The following is a 19,254-nucleotide window of genomic DNA, read 5'->3' on the forward strand; positions in this document are numbered from 1 at the left end:
GGCATGGCGTGGGCGGACAGCACGGGGGACATGGCGGCCACAGCTGCTGCGGGGTCGACCACCACACCGGGGAGTACACCGAGGGACAGCGCGCCGAACTGGAGCGGGTGCTCACCTTCAACCGGCGGATGGCGGCGGCGATCGAGGACTGCCTCGACGTGTCCGGCGTGGAGGCGCTGCTCGATCCGGACCCCCTGCGCTACATGTGGGTCGACGAGGGCGGCGGCCGGCTCACCGAGTTCCTCGAGGGCGCCGAAGCGGCGCTCTCCTCGGCTCCCCGTCTCGACGGGCATCGCCGATCGGCCGGGACGAGCGTCCGGGCGTCGGGGACCGCCACCCGTCCCAGCGTCGCGACCACACCGGACGGCCGTGTTCTCCACGCGTGGATCGAGTGGGAGAAGGACACCGGCGATCGCGTGATGGCGCTGCTCCTCGACGGGCTCCTCGAAGGCGCGCAGGCGGTGGGTGACCCCATCGTGCTCTCGGGCGAACCCGCCGACTGCTTCCGCCCCACCGCGCTGTTCGACGCCGACGGCCGGCCGTGGGTCTTCTACGCTCGCGCGCACGAGGGCGAGGTGTCGGTCTTCTGCCGCCGCGGTGAACAGGGTGGCTGGACCCGTGAGGAACTGGTGAGCACGACCGGTCACCCCTCCTTCAACCAGGAGGCGATCGCGCACGTCGACGGTGGCGTCGAGGTCTGCTGGCAGGGTCCGCTGGGCAAGCGGTTCGGCATTTACGCCCGCCGGTGGCGCGACGGCGCGTGGTCGGAGCCACATCTCGTGAGCGAGCGAAGCGAGCGAACAAATGGACACAGCAGCGATTTCGCTCACGGCGCCTCCGAAGGAGGTGCCGTGAGCAGCGGGGCCGAGGGCAATGTCTGGGATCCCGCGGTGGCCGCGGCACCCGGGGGTGGCAGCATCTACGCCTGGTGCGAATACCGGCAAGGCGCCTACCGCATCGTGGTCCGCCGCGCCGACCCCGCCGGCGCACTCGCGGACCCGCGTCCGGTGACCAGTGGGAGCGACTACGCGCTGCACCCGAGCTTGGCGGTCACCGCGGACGGCGCCGTCTGGTGCGGCTTCGACGTCATCACGGTCGCCGGCCACGGTGGCTCCGGTCCCACCCGGTTACGGCCGGCCGACCGGCTCTCGGACGCGCCGCGTGTCCTGGGGATGCGGGAGAGCGGGGAGTTCATCCCCCCGGAGTTGCTGCCCGAGATCTCCGCCTCGATCCGCGTCGTACGCCTCGACAACGACGGCTTGTACGAACCGGAAGGCCGGCTCGCGCCCAGTCTCGACGTCGTCCCGAGTGGGTTGCCACGCCTGGTCGCCGACCCCGCGGGCGGCCTGACCGTCGCGTACCGGATCCACCGGCGGCTGCCCCTGATGACCTACTACTGGGAGGTCGCCACCCAGACGCTCGGCCCGGACGGCTGGTCAGCGCCGACGACACTCGCCGCCAGCGACGGCACGCTCGAGGAACCGGCGCTCGCCCCGCTGCCGAGCGGCGCCCTCGTGGCGTGGCAGACCGACGACCGGCTGGAACGCGCACTCGCCTGGACCGAGGGTTTCGGCGGCCGGGAGTGCCCGTTCCTGCTGGAGCACCACGGCGAGGTCATCTGGCACGGGATGCACGGGACGGGCGCCATCAGGTCCGCGACGCTGACCGCGGCGGGGCGGGCGATCGCGACGCGCAGGCTCGAGGTCGTGCACAGCGACGAGCGACGCGAGGCACGCGGGTGGGCCGATGCCGACCGCACCCGTTACCGGACGACCGTGGACGGCAAGGACTACGCGCTGTACTGGGGCGACCTGCACCGCCACTCTCTCATCAGCCGCTGCACCTCCGGCGACGAGCCGTCCCTCGAGGACTTCTACCGCTACTCGTGGGACGTGTGCGAGTACGACTTCTGGGCGGTCACCGACCACTCCGAGAACAGCACGGATTATCAGTGGTGGTCGATCCAGAAGATGGCCGACCTGTTCCGTGTCGACGGACGTTTCGTGCCGTTGTACGGCTTCGAGTGGACCGGGCTCATGGGTCACCAGAACGTCATCTACGGGGACGTGCGGCGCGGCGCGCCGATCTTCTCGGCCTATGCGAAGGGATCGGAAACGCCCGCGGGGTTGTGGGACGGCCTTCGCCGGCACCCGGAGTTTCCCGCGATCACCATTCCGCACCATCCCGGCTCGGCGATGGTGCCGTTCGACTGGGACTACCACGACCCGCAGTTCCTGCGCGTCGTGGAGGTCTTCCAAGCCTGCCGCGGCAACTACGAGGACGATGGCTGTTTCCGGCAGTACGCCGACGGCACGCTTCCCGGCACCTTCGTCCTTGACGGCCTGCGCCGCGGGCAGCGGTTCGGGCTCATCGCGTCCTCCGACCACGGGCACGGCGCGAGCTACGTCGGCGCCTACGCCGAACGGCTCGATCGTGCGGCGGTGTTCGACGCGCTCTACCAGCGGCGGGTGTTCGCGGCCACGCAGCGCGGCATCGTCGTGGACGCGCGCATCGGCGACGTCTTCATGGGTGGCGAGGCCGAGCGGGGCGCTCCGGTGGACCTGGACGTGTACGCCCGCGGGTACGGCGACCTGGCGCGCATCGAGGTCGTGCGCAACGGCGAGGTCGTCCACACCGTTCTCCCGGACCTCGGCCTGCCACCACACTCGATCGCCGTCCCGGTCCGGGTCGAGTGGGGCATGAGCCCGGTGCCCACGGACTGGAGCGGCTCAGTCAGCATCCTCGGCGGCGAAGTGCTGCGGACGCCGTACTGGAGCCCGGAGATCACCGAGGTGGACCGCCAGCGGGTCTGCTGGGTGAACACCACGAAGAGCTTCGGCGAGCCGTACGGAGCACAGCGCGGCGGCGTCGAGTTCACCCTGATCGGACCGCCCGCGGCCACGGTGGTCGTGAAGACGTCGCAGGGCGAGGTCACCACGACCCTGGGCGCCCTCGACGGCAACGTCGTCGAGGTGCCGGTCAAGGGTCCGGGGCGGCTGCGACTGCAGCCGGGCGTCGGCGGGCTGACCGCCCTCGGCGGCCGCGAGCGGCGCGTGCGATGGACCGACGTGACGCACCAGCACCTGCCGGGCGCGCCGGACTGGTACTACGTGCGCGTCTACCAGACCGACGGCGAAATGGCATGGTCCTCGCCGATCTGGATCGGCACTCCTGTGGAAGAGAGGTCTCAGTGATGCCGAGGAAATCATTCGGCCCGATCGCGCTCGCGCTGATTGCCGCGTTGCTCGCCGGGTGCAGCGGTGCGGACACCGGCGGGTTCGCCGATTCCGGTAACGGCTCCGGCGGCAAGCATGTCGCGCGGTTCGTGCAACAGCCGTGGAGCGACCTCGTCGTGGAGACGAAGATCGCAACGCAGGTGCTGGATCGGCTCGGCTATCAGACCAGTGCCCAGGAGGTGTCGGTGCCCCTGGCGGGGCAGGCCCTGTCGACCGGGCAGGCGGACGCTTACCTCGGCAACTGGTGGCCGAGTCAGGAGCCGGTGTTCGGCAAGCTGCTGGGGGACAAGAAGGTGGAGGTCGCCGGGACTCTGCTCACCGGCACGGAGTACGCGCCGGCGGTCCCCGGGTACGTCACCGACAAACTGCGGGTGCGTTCGCTCGCCGATCTGGACAAGCACGCGGACGCGTTCGGCCGGGAGATTCTCGGGATCGAACCAGGCACACCCGGCAACAAGCTCATCAGCGATGCGATCGCGAAGAACGCCTACGGGCTCGGCGACTGGAAAGTGGTCCAGAGCAGCACCGAGGCGATGCTCACCGAGGTGACGCGCCGCGCGGCGAAGCAGCAACCGGTCGTGTTCCTCGGCTGGAGCCCGCACTGGATGGTGCCTGAGTTCAAGCTCAACTTCCTCGACGACCCGAAGCGCGTATGGCCGGGGGCCGGTGAGATCAGGGTGCTCACGCGCCAGAGCCTCGCCACCGACGATCCGAACCTGTACCGGTTCCTCTCCCAGATCCGCGTCGAAGCCGACACCGCGTCGCAGTGGATCTCGAGTGTGGACAAGGAGAAGAAGCCCGCGGAAACCGTGGCTCAGGACTGGATCCGCGCCCATCCCGACGTCCTGCGGACGTGGCTCAACGGGGTCACCAGCGCCGACGGCAAGCCCGCGGCCGACGTGGTCATCGGAAAGGGGTGACCAGATGATCGAGGCCAGCCACCTCAGCAAGGTGTACGGGCTGGCGCGAAACCGCGCGCTGCCGCTGCTGACGGGCGATCGGCGACACGAGGCCGTACGGCACGCCGGCGGCTTCCTCGGCGCCGACGACGTGAGCTTCACGGTCCGGCGAGGGGAGCTGTTCGTCATCATGGGACTGTCCGGCTCGGGGAAGTCGACCGTGCTCCGCATGATCAACCGGCTGGTCGAACCCACGGACGGACGGTTGTCCATCGACGGCCAGGACGTGCCGGCCATGGCCGCCGGCGACCTGCGGGAGCTGCGCAACCGCCGGATCAGCATGGTGTTCCAGCACTTCGCACTGTTCCCGCACCGGACCATCCGGGAGAACACCGCATACGGCCTGAAGGTACGCGGCGTCCCCGTCAGGGAACGGCTCGAGCGCGCCGACTGGGCGCTGCGGCGCGTGGGCCTCGGTGACCGCGGCGATGCCCGTCCCGACGCGTTGTCCGGCGGGATGAAACAACGCGTCGGCCTCGCCCGCGCACTCGCGACCGACGCCGACATCCTGCTCATGGACGAACCGTTCAGCGCCCTCGACCCGCTGATCAAGCGGGAAATGCAGGAGCTGCTGCTGACACTCCAGGCCGAAGACCAGCGGACGATCGTCTTCGTCACGCACGACCTCAACGAGGCGATGCGGATCGGGCACCGCATCATGGTGATGAAGGACGGCCGCGTCGTGCAGTGCGACACCGGGCCGGACCTGCTGTCCGCACCGGCCGACGACTACGTCAGCGACTTCGTCGCCGACGTCGACCGGTCACGTGTGCTCACCGCCGCCTCGGTGCTGCGCCCGCCATGGTGCACCACACGATTGTCGGACAGCCCCGGCGAGGTGTTGCGACGTCTGGAAGCAGCCGAGATGAACGGCGTCTTCGTGCTCGACAAGCTGGACCGCATCCTCGGCGTCGCCCGGGACGACCTGCTCGCGAACGCCCTGCGCAACGGCGAGGACGATCTGCGGAACTGTCTGGTGCAGGACTACGACACCGTGCCCGTGGACCGGCCGCTGGTCGAGTTCTGCCATCTCGCCGGCCGGCACACGGTCCCGATCGCCGCGGTCGACGAACACGGCCGGCTGCTCGGGGTGGTGCCGCGCGCCGCCATCCTCTCCTCCCTCGCGAGCCCGAAGAAGGTGACAGCTCATGCCTGACCTGCCGGTGGACACATGGGTCGAGAGCACCGTCCGGTTCCTCCAGGAGCACTTCTCCGGCGTGTTCGACGTGACCTCGGCACTGATCCTGCGGCTCGTCGACGTGACGTACGTCCTGCTGATCGGCCCCCACCCGCTGGTGCTGCTGGCCTTCTTCACCGCGCTCGCGTGGCTGGCGACGCGCCGGTGGCAACCCCCGCTCGTCGCGTGCCTCGCCTTCCTGCTCATCCAGTCGATGGCGATGTGGACCGCGACGATGCAGACCCTCGCGGTCGTCGTCGTCGCCGCCGTGGCGGCCGTCGCCGTCGGCATCCCGCTCGGCATCGCCGCGGCGCGCAGCACACGGGTCAGCGCCGCGCTCCGCCCCGTGCTCGATTTCATGCAGACGCTACCCGTCTTCGTCTACCTGCTCCCCGCCGTCTTCTTCTTCGGCATCGGCGTCATGCCCGGCGTCGTCGCGACCACCGTCTTCGCGATCCCGCCCGCTGTCCGGCTCACCGAGCTCGGCATCCGCCAGGTCGATGCCGAGATCGTCGAGGCCGCGCACGCCTTCGGATCGCGGTCCCGGCAGATCCTGCGTGACGTCCAGCTGCCGCTCGCGATGCCCACGATCATGGCCGGAGTCAACCAGGTCATCATGATGGCGCTGTCCATGGTGGTGATCGCCGGCATGGTCGGCGGCGGCGGCCTGGGCGCGGTCGTCGTCGAGGCGGTCACCCAGCTCGACATCGGACGCGGTTTCGAGGGCGGCCTGTCCGTCGTGATCCTCGCGATCTACCTCGACCGGGTGTCGGCCGCGTTCGGCGACGGGCGCGGCAGGGCTCGACGCCGGCGCACGCGTCAGTTGCCTGACTCCGCTCCGGCGCCCGAAGAGGGCCTGCTACGCGAGCCGGCGGAACGCGTGGGAAGTACGCGCCGGGTCCCTACAGGGGGCTGATCGCCCGGTCCCCGGCGGACGTGACGATGCTCCAGGGCAACTCGGGTAACGGGAGCCGGTCCGACCCCGGATCCAGGAGCAGGGAGCCGGCGGGCAACCGCGGCGAGTTGGTCGCCACCACCCTGCCCTCGGCGTTCACCAGCGTGATCTGCGTGGGGCTCGCGGCCAGCACGCCGAGCAGCAGCGCCTCGAACCTGGCCGCCCGCACGTCGGCACCGAGCTGGTCGGGGCGCTGGCCGTGGGCGGGTGTCTGCTGCTCACCCGGCGGCACCACGAGCTCGGGGCGCTGTTCGACTCGTTCGGCGCGGGATCGGAGTCCGGATATTTCGTCGCATTCCTGGGCACCGGGCTTATCGGGATATTTCAGTACTACGGGTTCGAGGCGCACGGTGATGTGGCCGAGGAGGTGCCCGACCCGAAGCGGCGCATCCCCAAGGCCATGCGCATGACCATCTACGTGGGTGGCTCGGCGGCGACGTTCGTCTGTCTGGCGCTGCTGCTGACCGTGCCCGACTTCGCCGCCGTCGTCTCCGGCGCCGACGGCGACCCCGTCACGAACGTGCTGACCACCGCTTTCGGCACCACCGGCCTCAAGGACGTGCTCGGCGTGGTGCTGCTATCGTTCCTGTCGTCCGCGCTCAACCTGCAGGCGGCGGCCAGCCGGCTGCTGCATGCCTCTACGCCCGCGATGACATGATCGCCGGCAGCCGCGCGTTCAGGGGGTATCCCGGGCCGGGCAGATCCCGCCGAACGCGCTCCTGGTCGCCGCCGTCGTGCCCGCGCTGGTCGTGCTCGGCTCCAACGTGTCGGAAGACGCCTTCATCAAAATCATTTCTCTCGCGGTGCTCGGCATCTACCTAGGCTTCCAGATGGTGGTGCTGGCGGCGTTGCGGGCCAGGCTGCGCGGCTGGCGCCCGTCCGGGCCGTTCACGCTGGGCCGCGCGGGGCTCGCCGTCAACGTGGCCGCGCTGGTCTACGGGCGTGCTCGCCATCCTCAACATGGCCTGGCCGAGGACCCCCGACGCCCCCTGGTACGACAACTACCTGGTGGCCCTGTCCGGGCTGGTGGTCGCCGCCGGGCTGGTCTACCTGCTGGTCGCCAGGCCGGCCGTGCGACAAGGGCGACGCCCTTCGGGTGACGCCGTCCCGCAGGAGGCCGCATGATGAAGTTCAGCGCTGTCCAGCGAGCAACCCCGGCGGTTCTCGCCCGGGAGGAATCGTTTCCTGCCTTTGGGTGTGAAACGGTCCGACGTCAGTCCGGGCGTCTCGATGTGCTCCTTGATGATCGGCAGGGGTGCCCCGCCGCAGGGGGCGGCGAAGCTGTCGTAGACCTCGATCATGATCTCTTCCAAGCGGAGCAGTTCGTCGGTGAACACGCCCCGCCGGTACTTCGGTGCGAAGAGCACGTGGGCATGGAGGCTGTGGACCACGTCGCGGCCTCGTCGACTAACGGGATATCGCTCGCGGTGACCTGGGTCACGCGATAGTGTGTTCGACTGTGAAACTGGTGGTGCAGGTGAAGCTTCTGCCGACGCCCCAGCAGGCCGAGGCGCTGGAGGCGACCCTGCACCAGCTCAACCAGGCCGCCGGTCAGGTCTCCCGGCTCGCCTTTGAGACCAAGACCTTCGGGGTGTACGGCTTGCGCCGCCAGGTCTACGGCGAGCTGAAGGCCGCCGGGCTGGGGGCGCAGCAGGCCCAGCACGTGATCAAGAAGGTGGCCGATGCCTACACGAGCCTGCGAGGGTTGATCCGCAACGGCCGGCTGACCGGCAGGCGGCGGCGCAGGGCCGAGTCCAAGCCGCTCACCTTCCGGCCAGAGGCGGCCCATCCGTTCGATGACCGCTGCCTGTCCTGGCTGCACGATACCCGCTCGGTGTCGATCTGGACGGTGCGAGGCCGGGTGAAGGACATCGCCTTCACCGGCTCTGCCGACCAGTTGAAAACGCTGGCCGCCTATCGGCGGGGGGAGTCCGATCTGCTCCTTCGCGACGGCGCCTGGTATCTGATCGCGACCTGCGAGATCTCCCAAGCCCCGCTTACGGCCGACCCGCAGGGGTGGATCGGGGTGGATCGGGGCATCGCCAATCTGGCGACCACCAGCGATGGTGTGAATTACAGCGGGGAGAAGCTCACCGGCTACCGCCGCCGGATGGCCCGGGTCCGGGCCGAGTTGCAGGCTCGTGGCACCAAGTCGGCTCGCCGGAAGCTGAAGCGGCGGGCCAAGCGGGAGCGCCGCTTCGCGACCGAGACCAACCATGTGATCGCCAACGAGATCGTGGCCGATGCGCAGCGCACCGGGCGCGGGATCGCCGTCGAGGAACTGGCGGGGATCCGCGAGCGGGTACGGCTTTGGCCATCCCAGCGGGCCACGCTCTCGAACTGGCCGTTCCACCAGCTAGGCGAGTTCCTCGCCTACAAGGCACGCCGGGCCGGCGTGGCCTTCGTGCAGGTGGATCCGGCCTACACCTCGCAAATGTGCCCGAACCGCTGGTGCGGGCACACCGCGAGGGCCAATCGTCCCAGCCGGGACAGCTTTCGCTGTGGGTCGTGCGGGTTCGCTGGACCGGCCGACCACATCGCCGCGCTCAACGTTTCCCGACGGGCGAGCGCGGTGTGGGCATTCGTCAACATGCCCAACGAGCCCGCCAGGGAAAGCGGGCTCAGTGCGTCCCGAGCCGGTCGGCCAGATCGGATCGTGAGGCGCAAGCCTTGGGCTTTAGCTCTGGGTCGTTGACTTACGTGATGCTGCCCGATTATCCGCTGCGGGAGTCGCTGGCGTCTATCCGCCTGGCCGACGAGACCTGGCACAAGGACCTGTGGCTGCTGTTCGCCGCCGCGGCCCAGCAGACGTCCCGCATCAGGTTCGGGCCCAGCGTGTCCTCGGTGGTGCTGCGCGAGCCGACCCTGATCGCCCAGGCGGCGGCCACGCTCGACGAGCTCAGCGACGGGCGGGCCGAGGCGGTGCTGTCCAGCGGCAACTTCGGGCTGCTCGCGCAGTACAACATCGACTGGACGGTCACCAAGCCGCTCTCGCGCGTGAAGGAGGCGGCGCACGTGGTGCGCACGCTGCTGGACGACGGCGCGATCACCTTCGACGGCGAGTTCTTCAAGTACAGCGGCCTGTTCACCTTCGCCCGCCCCGTGCAGGACCGCGTGCCGGTCAAACTCGGCGCGATGCGCGGACCGCGCTCCTTCCGGGCGGCCGGCGAGCACTCCGACGGCGTGCACCACGCGCTCAGCTACACCCGCGAGGCCTACGACTACCTCGTCCAGCACTTCAGAGCCGGCGCGGAGAAGGCGGGCAAGGACGCCTCGACGATGGACATCGGCGCCTGGGTCGTCTTCGCCACCGGCCCGGACTCGGCCGTGGCGAAGGAGGCCGCCCGCAGCATGGTCGGCCTCTACGCCTCGTCCATGCCCGCCGAGCAGCTCGAACGCAACGGCGTCGACCCGAACGCGATGAAGCCGATCGTCGACGCTCTCGGTGCCGGCGACCTGGCCAGGGCGATCGAGCTGACCACGCCCGAACTGGGGGAGCGGCTGTCCATCGCCGGCACCCCGGAGGAGTGCGTGGCCAAGATCAAGCGCGAGATCGAGCCGTCGGGCGTCAATCACATGATCCTGGCCATCACCGATGCGACGCTGGTCAAGCAGTTCATGGGACGGGAACTGCCCGAGGTGGCGGACGTGGACACCCAGCTCAGGCTGATCCACGACCAGATCATGCCCGCGTTCGCCTGACCGGGAGGGGTACGGTGGCCCACGCCGTACCCCTCCTCGGCCGGCCCTGGTGGCGGCTCACGCGTCGACCCCGCGTACGCGGAACCGGCGCCACCGCGCGTCCATGCCCTGCCCGTCGAGCGAGCGGCCGCGCGGGCCATCCGGGTCAGCGACAACGCCGCCGCCTCGGCGCTGTGACCGGCGGTCCTTGGCGGAGAGCGGGCTCTGGGGCGATGCTGGGGCTGATGGGCGGCGTGGCGCCGGAGCAGGCGTGGGGTGTCAGCGCGGCGGGCGGCGAGGGGGCGGACGTCGCGCTCAAGAACGGCTGGCTGCCACGTGAGCGGCACGGGGGGCGGTGCTCTTGCATGCGCAGTCGCTTCACATCGGCCCGGCGATCCCACATTGTGGGGGTCTGCACGTGACCTCGTCCAACGAAGCGCCGCATGGCCCCGCGCTCGGTGGCCGTTGGCACGTCCGACACGGAAAGGCATCAAGCCCATGGCCCTTGCCGGCGTCTTGCTTCCCATCGCTCTGGCGATCATCATGCTGGGGCTCGGTCTGAGCCTGACGATCGCCGACTTCCGACGTGTGGTGGCCTACCCCAAGGCCGCCGTCGTAGCGCTGACCTGTCAGGTCGTGCTCTTACCCGCCGTGTGCCTCGGCCTCGTCCTCGCGTTCGGCCTTCCCCCCGCACTCGCCGTCGGCATGATGCTCCTGGCCGCCACGCCGGGCGGCACGACCGCGAACCTCTACAGTCACCTGTTCGGAGGCGACGTCGCGCTGAACGTGACGCTCACCGCGATCAACTCGGTACTGGCCGTCGTCACGCTGCCTCTGGTGACCAACCTGTCCCTGAGCTACTTCGGCGATGCAGGCACGCTGGGCCTTCAGTTCGGCAAGACGCTGCAGGTGATCGCGCTGGTGCTGGTCCCCGTGGCGGTCGGCATGGCTGTGCGCACGTTCAGGCCTCGGTTCGCGGACCGGATGGAATCCCCCGTGAAGATCGCTTCTGTCGTCATCCTGGTCCTGGTCATCCTCGGCGCGTTGATGCAGGAGCTGGACGATCTCGGAGGATACATCCGCTCCGTGGGCGCCATCACGGTCCTGTTCAGCGTGATCAGCTTGGCCGTCGGCTACTGGGCGCCCCGCCTTGCCGGAGTGGGCCGCCGCCAGGCCATCGCGTCCTGCATGGAGATCGGCATTCATAACGCGACCCTCGCGATCACCGTCGCGCTCAGCCCGGCCCTGCTGAACAACACGCAGATGGCGGTCCCCGCCGCGACGTACGGCATCCTGATGTTCTTCACCGGGGCCGCCGCCGGATTCCTTGTCCGATCTCGTGCCTCCTCCGACGCCGCGTCAGAGGCGAGCACTGCTTGAGTCCACGTGGGGCATGGGGTGCAGCGCCGTAGCGGGCGACGACGGACTGGCGTGGCGAGCTCCCAGCCGCACAGCTGCCCCCACGAGATCGGCGAAGCCCGGCGTCCGTGGCTGAGACCGTGCGGGCGGGCGGGGGAGAGATTGGACTCGGGAGCCTGGGGTAGAGCGTGCGGGTGCGTGCCACGCCGGCACGGTCCGACCAGCGCGAAGGAGCGCAGTTGCAGCCACCGTCGAGTGCGTCGTCGCCGAGGCGATCAGCACACCGGGTGCGCGCATGAAGGCCCCGCCGCCTCCGCGCGTTGCCTGCCCGGTGATGTATCACCGCTGGTCGCAGATGACGTTCTTGCACTGGCGGTATCCGGCCGAGGTGGTGAGCGCGCTGGTGCCGGGCTCGTTGACGGTCGAGACGTTCGACGGGACGGCGTGGGTGGGGCTGACGCCGTTCCGCATGGAGGATGCGCGGATGCCGGGTATGCCGGCGCTGCCGTGGTTGTCGAGCTTTCCGGAGACGAACTGCCGCACCTATGTGCGTGACGGTCGCGGGCGCTCCGGCATCTGGTTCCTGTCGTTGGACGCCGGGCGGCTGGTGGCCGCGATCGGCGGGCGCGCCTCCTACTGGCTGCCGTACTTCTGGTCGGACATGTCGGTGCACACCGAGGGCGGCCACAGGCGGTACCGGTGCCGTAGACGGTGGCCCGAGCCGGAGGGAGTGCGGTGCGATGTGGACGTGGCCGTGGGGGCGGAGCTGGCCGAGGGCGAACGCGACGAGCTGGCGCACTTCCTGACCGCCCGTTACCGCCTGTTCACGATGGTGACAGGGCGGCTGGCCGCGGCCGAGACCGAGCATCCCGCCTGGCCGTTGCAGCACGCGGAGCTGATCAGCCTGGAGCAGGACGTGCTCCAGGCCGCCGGCCTTCCGGCCCCGGAGGGCGCCCCGATCCTGCACGCCTCGCCCGGCGTGGCGGTGCGGGTGGGGATGTGGAGCTGGTGAGCCGATCGCCTTGATCGCGGGCGTCCGCTGGTCCAGCGCTGCGGGTCCCTAAGGCACGGGCGGGTGCGGCGCGCTCAGCTGGTGGTGGCCCATTCCCGCTACGGGCGGGTGTGGCGCGCCCTGCTGGTGGTGGCCCATTCCCGCTACGCCGGCACCCGCCCTCTCCACGGCTAGTGTTTCTTGCCCATGGCCTGGCGGATCACGTCGCGTGCCCGGTCCATCATCGCGACCGGCGTGCCGACCAGGACGTTCTTGGTGGCCGACTCGGTGCCCGGGTGCGGGTGCGTCGGGGCCATCGCCTCCGCCGCCTTGACACCGGCCGCCATGCCGCGGCGCTCGGCCTCGGTCGTGTGGGCGCGCAGCTGGATGAATTCGTAGCGTTCCTCGCTGCGGGCGTGGGCTTCGACGGCGGCGCGCAGCGCGGCGAGGTTCTCGGTGAAGTCGGGGGCGTCCGGGCCGGCCTGGTCCATCCGCTGCAGGAGCTGCTTGGCCTCGTTCTCCTCGGTCAGACGGTCCTCGACGACGCCGTCGCCACCATCGATCTTGCCGCGGGCATAGGGATGGACGATCTCTTCTTCGGCGGTCTCGTGCACGGCCAGGAGCCGCACCAGCCGGGTGAACGCCTCGCCGCGCCGATCGCGCGGCGCCTGTTCGACCTCGTCGAACATGTCCCTGATCATCGCGTGCTGGGCCAGCAGCAGGTCGATGACGTCACTCTCGCCCATCGTCTCCGGCATCGTCTTCATGATCGCTCTCCTCTCCAGTACGGGCCTGCCTACCCCTGGGGCGGCTGGTCACGCATGGGCTTACCGAGTCTGGGGATTCCGACAGCGAGCCGGAGAGGTTGTCCTCGAAGTCCTCGGGTAGGCCCGCCTGCGGGTGTCGCCGCCTCGCTCCGCCGGCCGTTCACCAGGGTGCGCCGCCGGCGAGACCAGGCGGCCGAGCACAAAGCGCGAGAGCAGGATGCCCGCACAGCCGAGCACGAGCAGCGCGAAGGAGCGCGAAGCCGATGACTTTCAATCCGTTGCAGGAGCGGGGCATCCCGCTGGACAAGCAACTACGTAACTGGCGCGAGCTGAACGTCACGCCGATCGATCCCGATCACGCCGACCCGTACACCCGGTGCCGGATCATCACGATGAACGGCATCGAGACAGAAGCGATCTTCTTCAGCCACCAGCTGGCCCGCCACTGCCCCGACATCGAGCTGAAGCAGCAGCTGGCCCGCGTGCGTTACCTCGAGGCGCAGCAGCAGAAGGCGGTCAACTGGCTGCTGCCCGGCCTGGCCTCGGTGCTGGAGACCACCATCGCCTATGAGCAGGTCGCCGTGGACCTGACCTCGTGGGTGGCGCGTATGGAGCCGGACCCGTACCTGCGGCAGGCCTACGAGTTCGGCGTGCTGGAGGACTTCGATCACCTCTACCGCTACGCCAACCTGTACGAGATGATCGAGCACCGCAAGGCCGAGAAGATCGTCGACAACCTCACCGAGGTCATGCCCGGGCGGCCGACCGTCCGCCACCACCGCGATCCCCGTGACAACGTGCGCGAGCCGTACGACAAGAACAACACCGTGCCCATGTCCAAGCTGCACGCGTTGACGATCATGTCGGCGGAGCAGCAGACCATGAACTTCTACATGAACGTCGGGCCCATGTACATGGAGCCGATCGCGCGTCAGCTGTATCAGGAGATCGGGCTGATCGAGGAGGAGCACGTCACCCACTACGAATCGCTCGTCGACCCCGGCGAGAGCTGGTGGGAGATGCTGCTCAACCACGAGTACAACGAGTGCTACCTGTACCACTCGTTCATGGAGACCGAGTCCGACCCCAAGGTGAAGAACATCTGGGAACTGCACCTCAACATGGAGCTGGAACACCTGTGGCTGGCCGCCGAGCTGTTCAAGAAGCACGACGGGCGCGACCCCGAGCAGGTGTGCGCCCCCGAACTGCCCGCCCCGGTCACGTTCGAGCCGAACAAGCGGTTCATCCGCGACCTGATCGCCACCCAGATCGACTACACCACCCTCGGGACGGGGTACGTGCAGGAGGCCCACGAGCGGTTCGAGAGGATGCAGGCGGCGCTCATGAACGGCGACCCGCCGCCGTCCGAGCGGGTCATCAACGACAACCGCGAGAAGTCCGGCCACGAATACCGCCTGGAGACCGAGGGGCCTCACCCGGTCGGCAGCCTGCAACTCCAACGCTGACCGGGCGTCGGTGTGGCCGTACTCGATGCACCGCTCTTCGAGCCCACGGCGGTCCCGCCCTTCCGCGTCTCGTCCGGGTGGACGCGGAAGGGCGTTCTCCAGGGTCTGGTCGCTTGTCAGGGCGAGACGCCTGCTCGCCCTAGCGGACGGCGGAGGCGCCCCGCCTGGCCAGGAGCAAGCCGAGGGCGATCATCGCGACGGCCAGGATGAGGTGCAGCCAGTTGTCGGCCGTGTTGAGCGGGACGAAGTTGGCCGGGTTGTCGTGCCGGATCAGCATGCCGTAGATCCACAGCATCAGGTAGACGGCGCCGCCTCCGATGAGGTACGCGCGGGCGCCGGACCAGGACCTGGCCATGAGGATGCCGGCGATGCCGAACAGCAGGTGGACGAGGTTGTGCAGAATCGACACCTGGAACACGTTCAGCAACAGCGCTCCGGACTGGTGGCCGGCGAACCGCATCTCGTCGTAGTTGGTCGTGATGCCAGGGACGAACCCGAGCAAGCCGACGAGCACGAACACGGCGCCGACGACGAACGCCGCAAGCTGGACGGGGCTCCTGCCGGCAGCGGTACGAGGGCTGTCCATGAGACCTCCTCAGGAGCGTCGTCGCCCTTGCGTCTACCCTCCAGCGACGGAGCCAGTCGCGCCCGCCCCGTGCCCTGGTGGCCCCGAGCCGCGCACGCGGATGTCAGATCACGTCGTCTGGCGAATGATCCGGAAGGTGGGTCTGTCCTCCAGCATCTCTGCGTCGAGGGTCTTGTCGTGCAGAAGTGAGGCGGCGGTCGGTTCGAGGTACACCCGGACGCCCTCTGCTTCCAGGATTTGATCGTCAGGGTGCGGCCCACCCGAGATCGAGAGTTCAAGAGATCCGGCAGGACCGTCGACAGACGACGATGCGATGCGTAGCCCGGTGTTCGGCGGTGTTTCCGGCTGTGACGTCAGGTCGCGGATGGCTGCGACCGCGTCGGCGGTCAGCGTGAGCACGGCGACTCCTCAGTTGGCGAAACCCCGTGGTCGGGCAAGGAGCGGTTGCCCTGCCGCTTGCCCTGAAGCCCTTGCCCGCACCCGGAAGCCAATAACCCCCAACATGGTCAAATGCTCTGCCAGGCCACGGCTGGGATCACCAGCGGGGTCCGCCCGGTTACTCTGGAAACGAGCACGGGAAGTGTTCCGATCATCACCTTTTGCTGAAATGGTGGTGTTTCGACCGGGATAGAGCGACAGTAGGGATGGGGATGAGATGACTGATGGCTCTCGTCATCAGCGTACGAAGGAACTAGTGTCCCCTTGGCCCGCCGACCGCTACGAAGTGCTGTGTCAGCGTCCTGCGCCTTACCCGGGTTCACGGGATCAGTACCACTTCGCCGAGTTCGCGATGGAATCGGCGCGGGCACTGGAGGGAGCCGGCCTCGTCACACGTGTAGCTGTGATCCGGATGGAGGACGGCGCCATCATCTACGATCCCCTCGCCGGCGTGGAGCTGCCTCCGGGGCAATGGTGAGGACGCGGCTGCTGCGCGCATTGACTGATCACTCTGTGTTTGATCCCCCTGTTCAGTGGTAGCGGACAAAGGCCACAATTCGATCACGGGGGGACATTCCATGTTCAAGAGGATCACTCTTGTCCTGGTCGCCGTTGCGGTTGCCTTGCTGTCTTCCGCGACTGCCGGTGCGCTCACGCAACCGGACCTCAACGAGCAGGACCGGGAATTCCTACGGAAAGCACATCGATCCAACCTGGCCGAGATCCAGGCTGGGCAAGCCGCTCAGGAGAAGGGCGCCAGCGCGACGGTCCGGGACCTTGGCGCCAAAATAGTCACCGATCACACCAAACTGGATAGCGACCTGCGCCGTGTGGCCGAGCAGGTAGGGGTGGACCTCCCCAAGCGGCCGAGTGCTGACCAGCGCCGCGAGCTCGAGCAAGTGACTGCGCAAAGCGGCGAGGATTTCGACCGGGCATGGCTGGCTGCGCAGATCGCCGGCCACCACCGATCTCTCGCAAACGGGGCCGAAGAACTGCAGGAGGGCTCGTCATCCGAGGTGAAGCAGCTGGCCAGGGACGCGAGGCCCATCGTCCAAACGCACCTGGACATGCTGCAGAAGGCCAGCGGCGGCTGACGCCTCGACGCCGAACGGGAACGGGAACGCGACCGACGGCGGGCACGTACGTACAGGTTGCCGGAACCGGCGCTGGCGGACTGATTCAGATCGTGATCCATTCGGTGACGATCACCATATGAGGCAGGCGGCAGCGGAGAATGAACGGCCCGAGCGCGAGGCCGTCGTAGGAGAACCGGCCCAGCGCGTCCGTGCGGGTGTGGCGCTGTTGCACCTCGATGTCCGCTGGTTGGGGCGGGGTGAGCCGTCCGAGGATGCGGCAGGAATCGTCGCCCATGGTCAGCTCCAGCTCGATGCGGACCGCGCCTGTAGTGAAGCCGACCAGACGGGTGCCGCCACCGGAGCGTACCGGGGCGGCGGGCTCGGCCAGCGAGTCGAAGGCCAGCTCGGCCAGCTCGTCGTCGAGCGTGCTCAGTGAGAACGCATCCACCGCTGACTGGATGAGGTGGGCCGGTACCGGGTCCATGATGTCGGCAGCCCTTCGGAGGTCGGCTTCGAGCCGGTCGTCGTCGGTCATCGGACGCCTCGTTCCGCCAGCAGGTCACGGAGCCGCCGCAGGCAGCGCTGCCGCATCGGGCCGATCGAGCCGACCGCGATGTCGAGCGCGACGGCGACCTCCCGATAGCTGCTCGGCGGCGAGCCCATCAGCACCCGCAGCAGCCGCTGGCAGTTCTCGCCGAGTTCCTGGAAGGCCTTCCAGAGCTGCCTGGCCCGCTCGGCCTGCACCACGGCCTCCTCCGATGCGATGACCGCCTGCTCGGGCGTGTGCTCGTCGGCCGCCCACTCCAACGTCTCGACGTCGTCGGAGAGGGTGAACCGGCGCGCCGCCCGCAACGCCTTGAGAGACTCGTTGCGGGCGGTGGTGGCCAGCCAGGAGGAGACCTTGTCCGGCTCACGAATCCTGCGCAGGTGCTGCGCCAGACGGAACCAGGTCGTCTGGAAGACCTCCTGGCCATCGGTGCGGGACAGGCCGTGCGCGCGAATCACGGACCAGACCAGAGGGCTGAGCCGTTCCACGAGGGCCTTCCAGGCCGCCGCGTCTCCGCCTACGGCGGCCTGGAACAGTTCCCCGGTCGACTCGTGATCCACGTGGACTTCCTATGCGTCAGGCCTCTTGGTAGCTGAAACTAGTCCAAGTGGGCGGCAGGAGCGAGGGCAGTTGCCCGTCCGTGGTCGGAACCTGGACGGTGTAGCAGTCCAGCAGCGCCTTGGCGGCCTCGCGCGGATCCTCCTCCTTCGTGGCAAGCATCTGGTTGACCAGCATGCCGGCCACGCACGGCGTGGAGAAGGAGGTGCCGCTCCAGCGGGCCAGCCCGGTGAACCCGGTCGCGTTGGCGCTGGTCGGGTCCGCCGACAGCGCCCCGGTGTGGCGTGGGGCCTGGCAGGTGCAGGGATAGTCTTCGGTGCCGTGCAGGCAGCGGTCCGACGTGGAGTGCTGATATCGGTAGGGAGCGGTGGTGAAGGCCGCCGTTAGCCGCTCGCCGGGGGCGTACACCCGTACCCAGTCGCCCCGGTTGGAGAAGCACGCCATGTCCGTGTTGTCGCTGCGCAGGGCGCCGACCGAGAGGACCGCGTCCCGGTACGCGGGCAGTTTCGCGTACGCGGCCGGGTAGAAGGGGAGGGTGCTGGCGTTGTTCCCGGCGGCGGCCACCAACATCGTGCTGCTGTCCTTCAGCGCGTCCATGAAGAGTTTCATGGACTTCAGTTCGCTCGCGCCCTGAGTGTTGGTTCCGGCCGACAGGCTGATGATGTGCGGTTTCTCGTTCTCCAGGATCCACATGAGGCGCTCCGCCAGCACCTCCTCGGTCGCGGTGCCTGCCTTGCCGCCCGCCAGCACGTTGTCCACCCAGACGACGGCGTTCGGCGCCACCGCCTTGATGATGCTGGCGATGTGGGTGCCGTGGCCGACGTACTGCAGGAGCTCTCCGTCCGCTCCCACCTCGACGGGCCTGCCGAGGCCGTGCACGTCCTCGCTCATCCAGGCGTGCGAGCTGTAGTCCGAGACGAGTCCGGTGTCGACCACCGCGACCCGCACCTCCTGGGAGGTGGTGATCCGGTCGGCCAGCCGTGGGTTGAGCTGCTCGACGCCGTACGGTTCGACCGGCTCCGGCTCGTCGTTGGGGCAGGAATTGACGTCGGCGATGCCGACGATGTGCATCCTGGTGGCCATCGGCACCGCGCGCCCGTGGTTGATCGTGCTCAGGGCCAGCTCGACGTCCGGGTCGCCGGTGTCGTTGCCCCGCCCCGGGTCGCCGATCTCGATCACGGTCACCCCGGTCCCCTGTCTGACCACCCGCCGGCGCACCGTGGGCACCAGTTCTGGGTGGTCGGTCGCGATGAGGTCCTCGACCACGTCGGCCTCGTGGCTGGCGGTGACGAAACAGCCCTTCTGGTAAATGAAGGACCCCTCGCCGCCGTCGGCGGTGTAGGCCACAGGGAAGTCCTGTGAGCGCTTGATCTGCTCGAACTGCTCCAGGAAACGTCGCGGCGCCATGGGTGTCCCCTTGGTTCTCGAAGCGAATGAGACTTTATGAGAACGATCCAG

At 68.8% G+C, this 19,254-nt stretch carries 20 protein-coding genes; 13 read left to right on the forward strand and 7 right to left on the reverse strand.

What is annotated here, in order from left to right:
* Positions 1-8 precede the first annotated feature (8 nt).
* The 4 genes from EDD27_RS06420 to EDD27_RS06435 are packed head-to-tail and all read left to right on the forward strand — an operon-like array spanning position 9 to position 6,288.
* On the forward strand, positions 9-3,194 hold the full coding sequence (locus tag EDD27_RS06420; protein WP_127931529.1) for a DUF3604 domain-containing protein: 3,186 nt from the start codon (positions 9-11) through the stop codon (positions 3,192-3,194).
* A complete protein-coding gene (locus EDD27_RS06425) occupies positions 3,194-4,156 on the forward strand; it encodes an ABC transporter substrate-binding protein (RefSeq protein ID WP_164903507.1) in 963 nt (320 codons plus the stop codon). The genes EDD27_RS06420 and EDD27_RS06425 overlap by 1 nt, the downstream gene beginning before the upstream one ends.
* A gap of 4 nt (positions 4,157-4,160) precedes the next feature.
* Positions 4,161-5,351 (forward strand): quaternary amine ABC transporter ATP-binding protein, encoded by a 1,191-nt coding sequence (locus tag EDD27_RS06430; protein WP_127931531.1) that lies wholly within the window; start codon positions 4,161-4,163, stop codon positions 5,349-5,351.
* The gene (locus tag EDD27_RS06435; RefSeq protein WP_127931532.1) at positions 5,344-6,288 is read left to right on the forward strand and encodes an ABC transporter permease; all 945 of its coding nucleotides are present in this window, start codon (positions 5,344-5,346) and stop codon (positions 6,286-6,288) included. Before EDD27_RS06430 ends, EDD27_RS06435 begins: the two co-directional genes overlap by 8 nt.
* On the opposite strand, the gene EDD27_RS55360 is transcribed toward EDD27_RS06435, so the two are convergent.
* On the reverse strand, positions 6,275-6,496 hold the full coding sequence (locus EDD27_RS55360; RefSeq protein ID WP_206641280.1) for a hypothetical protein: 222 nt from the start codon (positions 6,494-6,496) through the stop codon (positions 6,275-6,277). The genes EDD27_RS06435 and EDD27_RS55360 overlap by 14 nt on opposite strands.
* Before the next feature lie 30 nt (positions 6,497-6,526).
* Here EDD27_RS55360 and EDD27_RS55365 point away from each other — a divergent pair, with 30 nt between their 5' ends.
* From EDD27_RS55365 to EDD27_RS06465, 7 genes are all read left to right on the forward strand, one after another.
* Entirely contained in the window at positions 6,527-6,985 is a 459-nt protein-coding gene (locus EDD27_RS55365) for an amino acid permease (protein WP_206641281.1), read from the forward strand.
* A gap of 284 nt (positions 6,986-7,269) precedes the next feature.
* Entirely contained in the window at positions 7,270-7,452 is a 183-nt protein-coding gene (locus EDD27_RS55370) for a hypothetical protein (protein WP_206641282.1), read from the forward strand.
* On the forward strand, positions 7,449-7,775 hold the full coding sequence (locus EDD27_RS58550) for a hypothetical protein (protein ID WP_164903508.1): 327 nt from the start codon (positions 7,449-7,451) through the stop codon (positions 7,773-7,775). Before EDD27_RS55370 ends, EDD27_RS58550 begins: the two co-directional genes overlap by 4 nt.
* Positions 7,776-7,786: 11 nt before the next feature.
* On the forward strand, positions 7,787-9,022 hold the full coding sequence (locus EDD27_RS06450; protein ID WP_241563896.1) for an RNA-guided endonuclease InsQ/TnpB family protein: 1,236 nt from the start codon (positions 7,787-7,789) through the stop codon (positions 9,020-9,022).
* 8 nt (positions 9,023-9,030) lie between these two features.
* Complete coding sequence (locus EDD27_RS06455) at positions 9,031-10,029, forward strand: LLM class flavin-dependent oxidoreductase (protein WP_241563897.1); 999 nt, start codon at positions 9,031-9,033, stop codon at positions 10,027-10,029.
* 477 nt (positions 10,030-10,506) lie between these two features.
* Complete coding sequence (locus tag EDD27_RS06460) at positions 10,507-11,388, forward strand: bile acid:sodium symporter family protein (protein ID WP_127931535.1); 882 nt, start codon at positions 10,507-10,509, stop codon at positions 11,386-11,388.
* A 334-nt stretch (positions 11,389-11,722) separates the two neighbouring features.
* Complete coding sequence (locus EDD27_RS06465; protein ID WP_206641283.1) at positions 11,723-12,379, forward strand: YqjF family protein; 657 nt, start codon at positions 11,723-11,725, stop codon at positions 12,377-12,379.
* Between the two features lie 170 nt (positions 12,380-12,549).
* Here EDD27_RS06465 and EDD27_RS06470 read toward each other — a convergent pair whose 3' ends face one another.
* Entirely contained in the window at positions 12,550-13,125 is a 576-nt protein-coding gene (locus EDD27_RS06470) for a hemerythrin domain-containing protein (protein ID WP_241563898.1), read from the reverse strand.
* Between the two features lie 263 nt (positions 13,126-13,388).
* On the opposite strand from EDD27_RS06470, the gene EDD27_RS06475 reads away from it, so the two are divergent.
* Positions 13,389-14,591, forward strand: coding sequence for a hypothetical protein (locus EDD27_RS06475; protein ID WP_127931537.1), 1,203 nt, complete (start codon positions 13,389-13,391; stop codon positions 14,589-14,591).
* 139 nt (positions 14,592-14,730) lie between these two features.
* Here EDD27_RS06475 and EDD27_RS06480 read toward each other — a convergent pair whose 3' ends face one another.
* The gene (locus EDD27_RS06480; RefSeq protein ID WP_127931538.1) at positions 14,731-15,177 is read right to left on the reverse strand and encodes a DUF4383 domain-containing protein; all 447 of its coding nucleotides are present in this window, start codon (positions 15,175-15,177) and stop codon (positions 14,731-14,733) included.
* 108 nt (positions 15,178-15,285) lie between these two features.
* Entirely contained in the window at positions 15,286-15,576 is a 291-nt protein-coding gene (locus tag EDD27_RS06485) for a Fe-S cluster assembly protein HesB (RefSeq protein ID WP_127931539.1), read from the reverse strand.
* A gap of 617 nt (positions 15,577-16,193) precedes the next feature.
* Between EDD27_RS06485 and EDD27_RS06490 the strand changes: the two genes are divergently transcribed.
* On the forward strand, positions 16,194-16,709 hold the full coding sequence (locus tag EDD27_RS06490; protein WP_127931540.1) for a DUF4142 domain-containing protein: 516 nt from the start codon (positions 16,194-16,196) through the stop codon (positions 16,707-16,709).
* Positions 16,710-16,794: 85 nt separating this feature from the next.
* Here EDD27_RS06490 and EDD27_RS06495 read toward each other — a convergent pair whose 3' ends face one another.
* From EDD27_RS06495 to EDD27_RS06505, 3 genes are read right to left on the reverse strand one after another with little or no spacing between them, the layout of a single operon-like run.
* On the reverse strand, positions 16,795-17,226 hold the full coding sequence (locus EDD27_RS06495; protein ID WP_127931541.1) for a hypothetical protein: 432 nt from the start codon (positions 17,224-17,226) through the stop codon (positions 16,795-16,797).
* Entirely contained in the window at positions 17,223-17,798 is a 576-nt protein-coding gene (locus EDD27_RS06500) for an RNA polymerase sigma factor (protein WP_127931542.1), read from the reverse strand. The genes EDD27_RS06495 and EDD27_RS06500 overlap by 4 nt, the downstream gene beginning before the upstream one ends.
* Before the next feature lie 16 nt (positions 17,799-17,814).
* The gene (locus EDD27_RS06505) at positions 17,815-19,203 is read right to left on the reverse strand and encodes a S8/S53 family peptidase (protein WP_127931543.1); all 1,389 of its coding nucleotides are present in this window, start codon (positions 19,201-19,203) and stop codon (positions 17,815-17,817) included.
* Positions 19,204-19,254 lie beyond the last annotated feature (51 nt).

It is taken from the genome of Nonomuraea polychroma (assembly GCF_004011505.1).
GTDB classification, from domain to species: domain Bacteria; phylum Actinomycetota; class Actinomycetes; order Streptosporangiales; family Streptosporangiaceae; genus Nonomuraea; species Nonomuraea polychroma.

Bases quoted from the DNA above. Each gene is read 5' to 3' on its own strand.
- EDD27_RS06495 (WP_127931541.1), bottom strand. From the start codon at position 17,226: ATGACCGACGACGACCGGCTCGAAGCCGACCTCCGAAGGGCTGCCGAC.
- EDD27_RS06460 (WP_127931535.1), top strand. From the start codon at position 10,507: ATGGCCCTTGCCGGCGTCTTGCTTCCCATCGCTCTGGCGATCATCATG.
- EDD27_RS06455 (WP_241563897.1), top strand. From the start codon at position 9,031: ATGCTGCCCGATTATCCGCTGCGGGAGTCGCTGGCGTCTATCCGCCTG.
- EDD27_RS06475 (WP_127931537.1), top strand. From the start codon at position 13,389: ATGACTTTCAATCCGTTGCAGGAGCGGGGCATCCCGCTGGACAAGCAA.
- EDD27_RS06470 (WP_241563898.1), bottom strand. From the start codon at position 13,125: ATGAAGACGATGCCGGAGACGATGGGCGAGAGTGACGTCATCGACCTG.
- EDD27_RS06490 (WP_127931540.1), top strand. From the start codon at position 16,194: ATGTTCAAGAGGATCACTCTTGTCCTGGTCGCCGTTGCGGTTGCCTTG.
- EDD27_RS58550 (WP_164903508.1), top strand. From the start codon at position 7,449: ATGATGAAGTTCAGCGCTGTCCAGCGAGCAACCCCGGCGGTTCTCGCC.
- EDD27_RS06435 (WP_127931532.1), top strand. From the start codon at position 5,344: ATGCCTGACCTGCCGGTGGACACATGGGTCGAGAGCACCGTCCGGTTC.
- EDD27_RS06465 (WP_206641283.1), top strand. From the start codon at position 11,723: ATGACGTTCTTGCACTGGCGGTATCCGGCCGAGGTGGTGAGCGCGCTG.
- EDD27_RS06480 (WP_127931538.1), bottom strand. From the start codon at position 15,177: ATGGACAGCCCTCGTACCGCTGCCGGCAGGAGCCCCGTCCAGCTTGCG.
- EDD27_RS06430 (WP_127931531.1), top strand. From the start codon at position 4,161: ATGATCGAGGCCAGCCACCTCAGCAAGGTGTACGGGCTGGCGCGAAAC.
- EDD27_RS06425 (WP_164903507.1), top strand. From the start codon at position 3,194: ATGCCGAGGAAATCATTCGGCCCGATCGCGCTCGCGCTGATTGCCGCG.
- EDD27_RS06505 (WP_127931543.1), bottom strand. From the start codon at position 19,203: ATGGCGCCGCGACGTTTCCTGGAGCAGTTCGAGCAGATCAAGCGCTCA.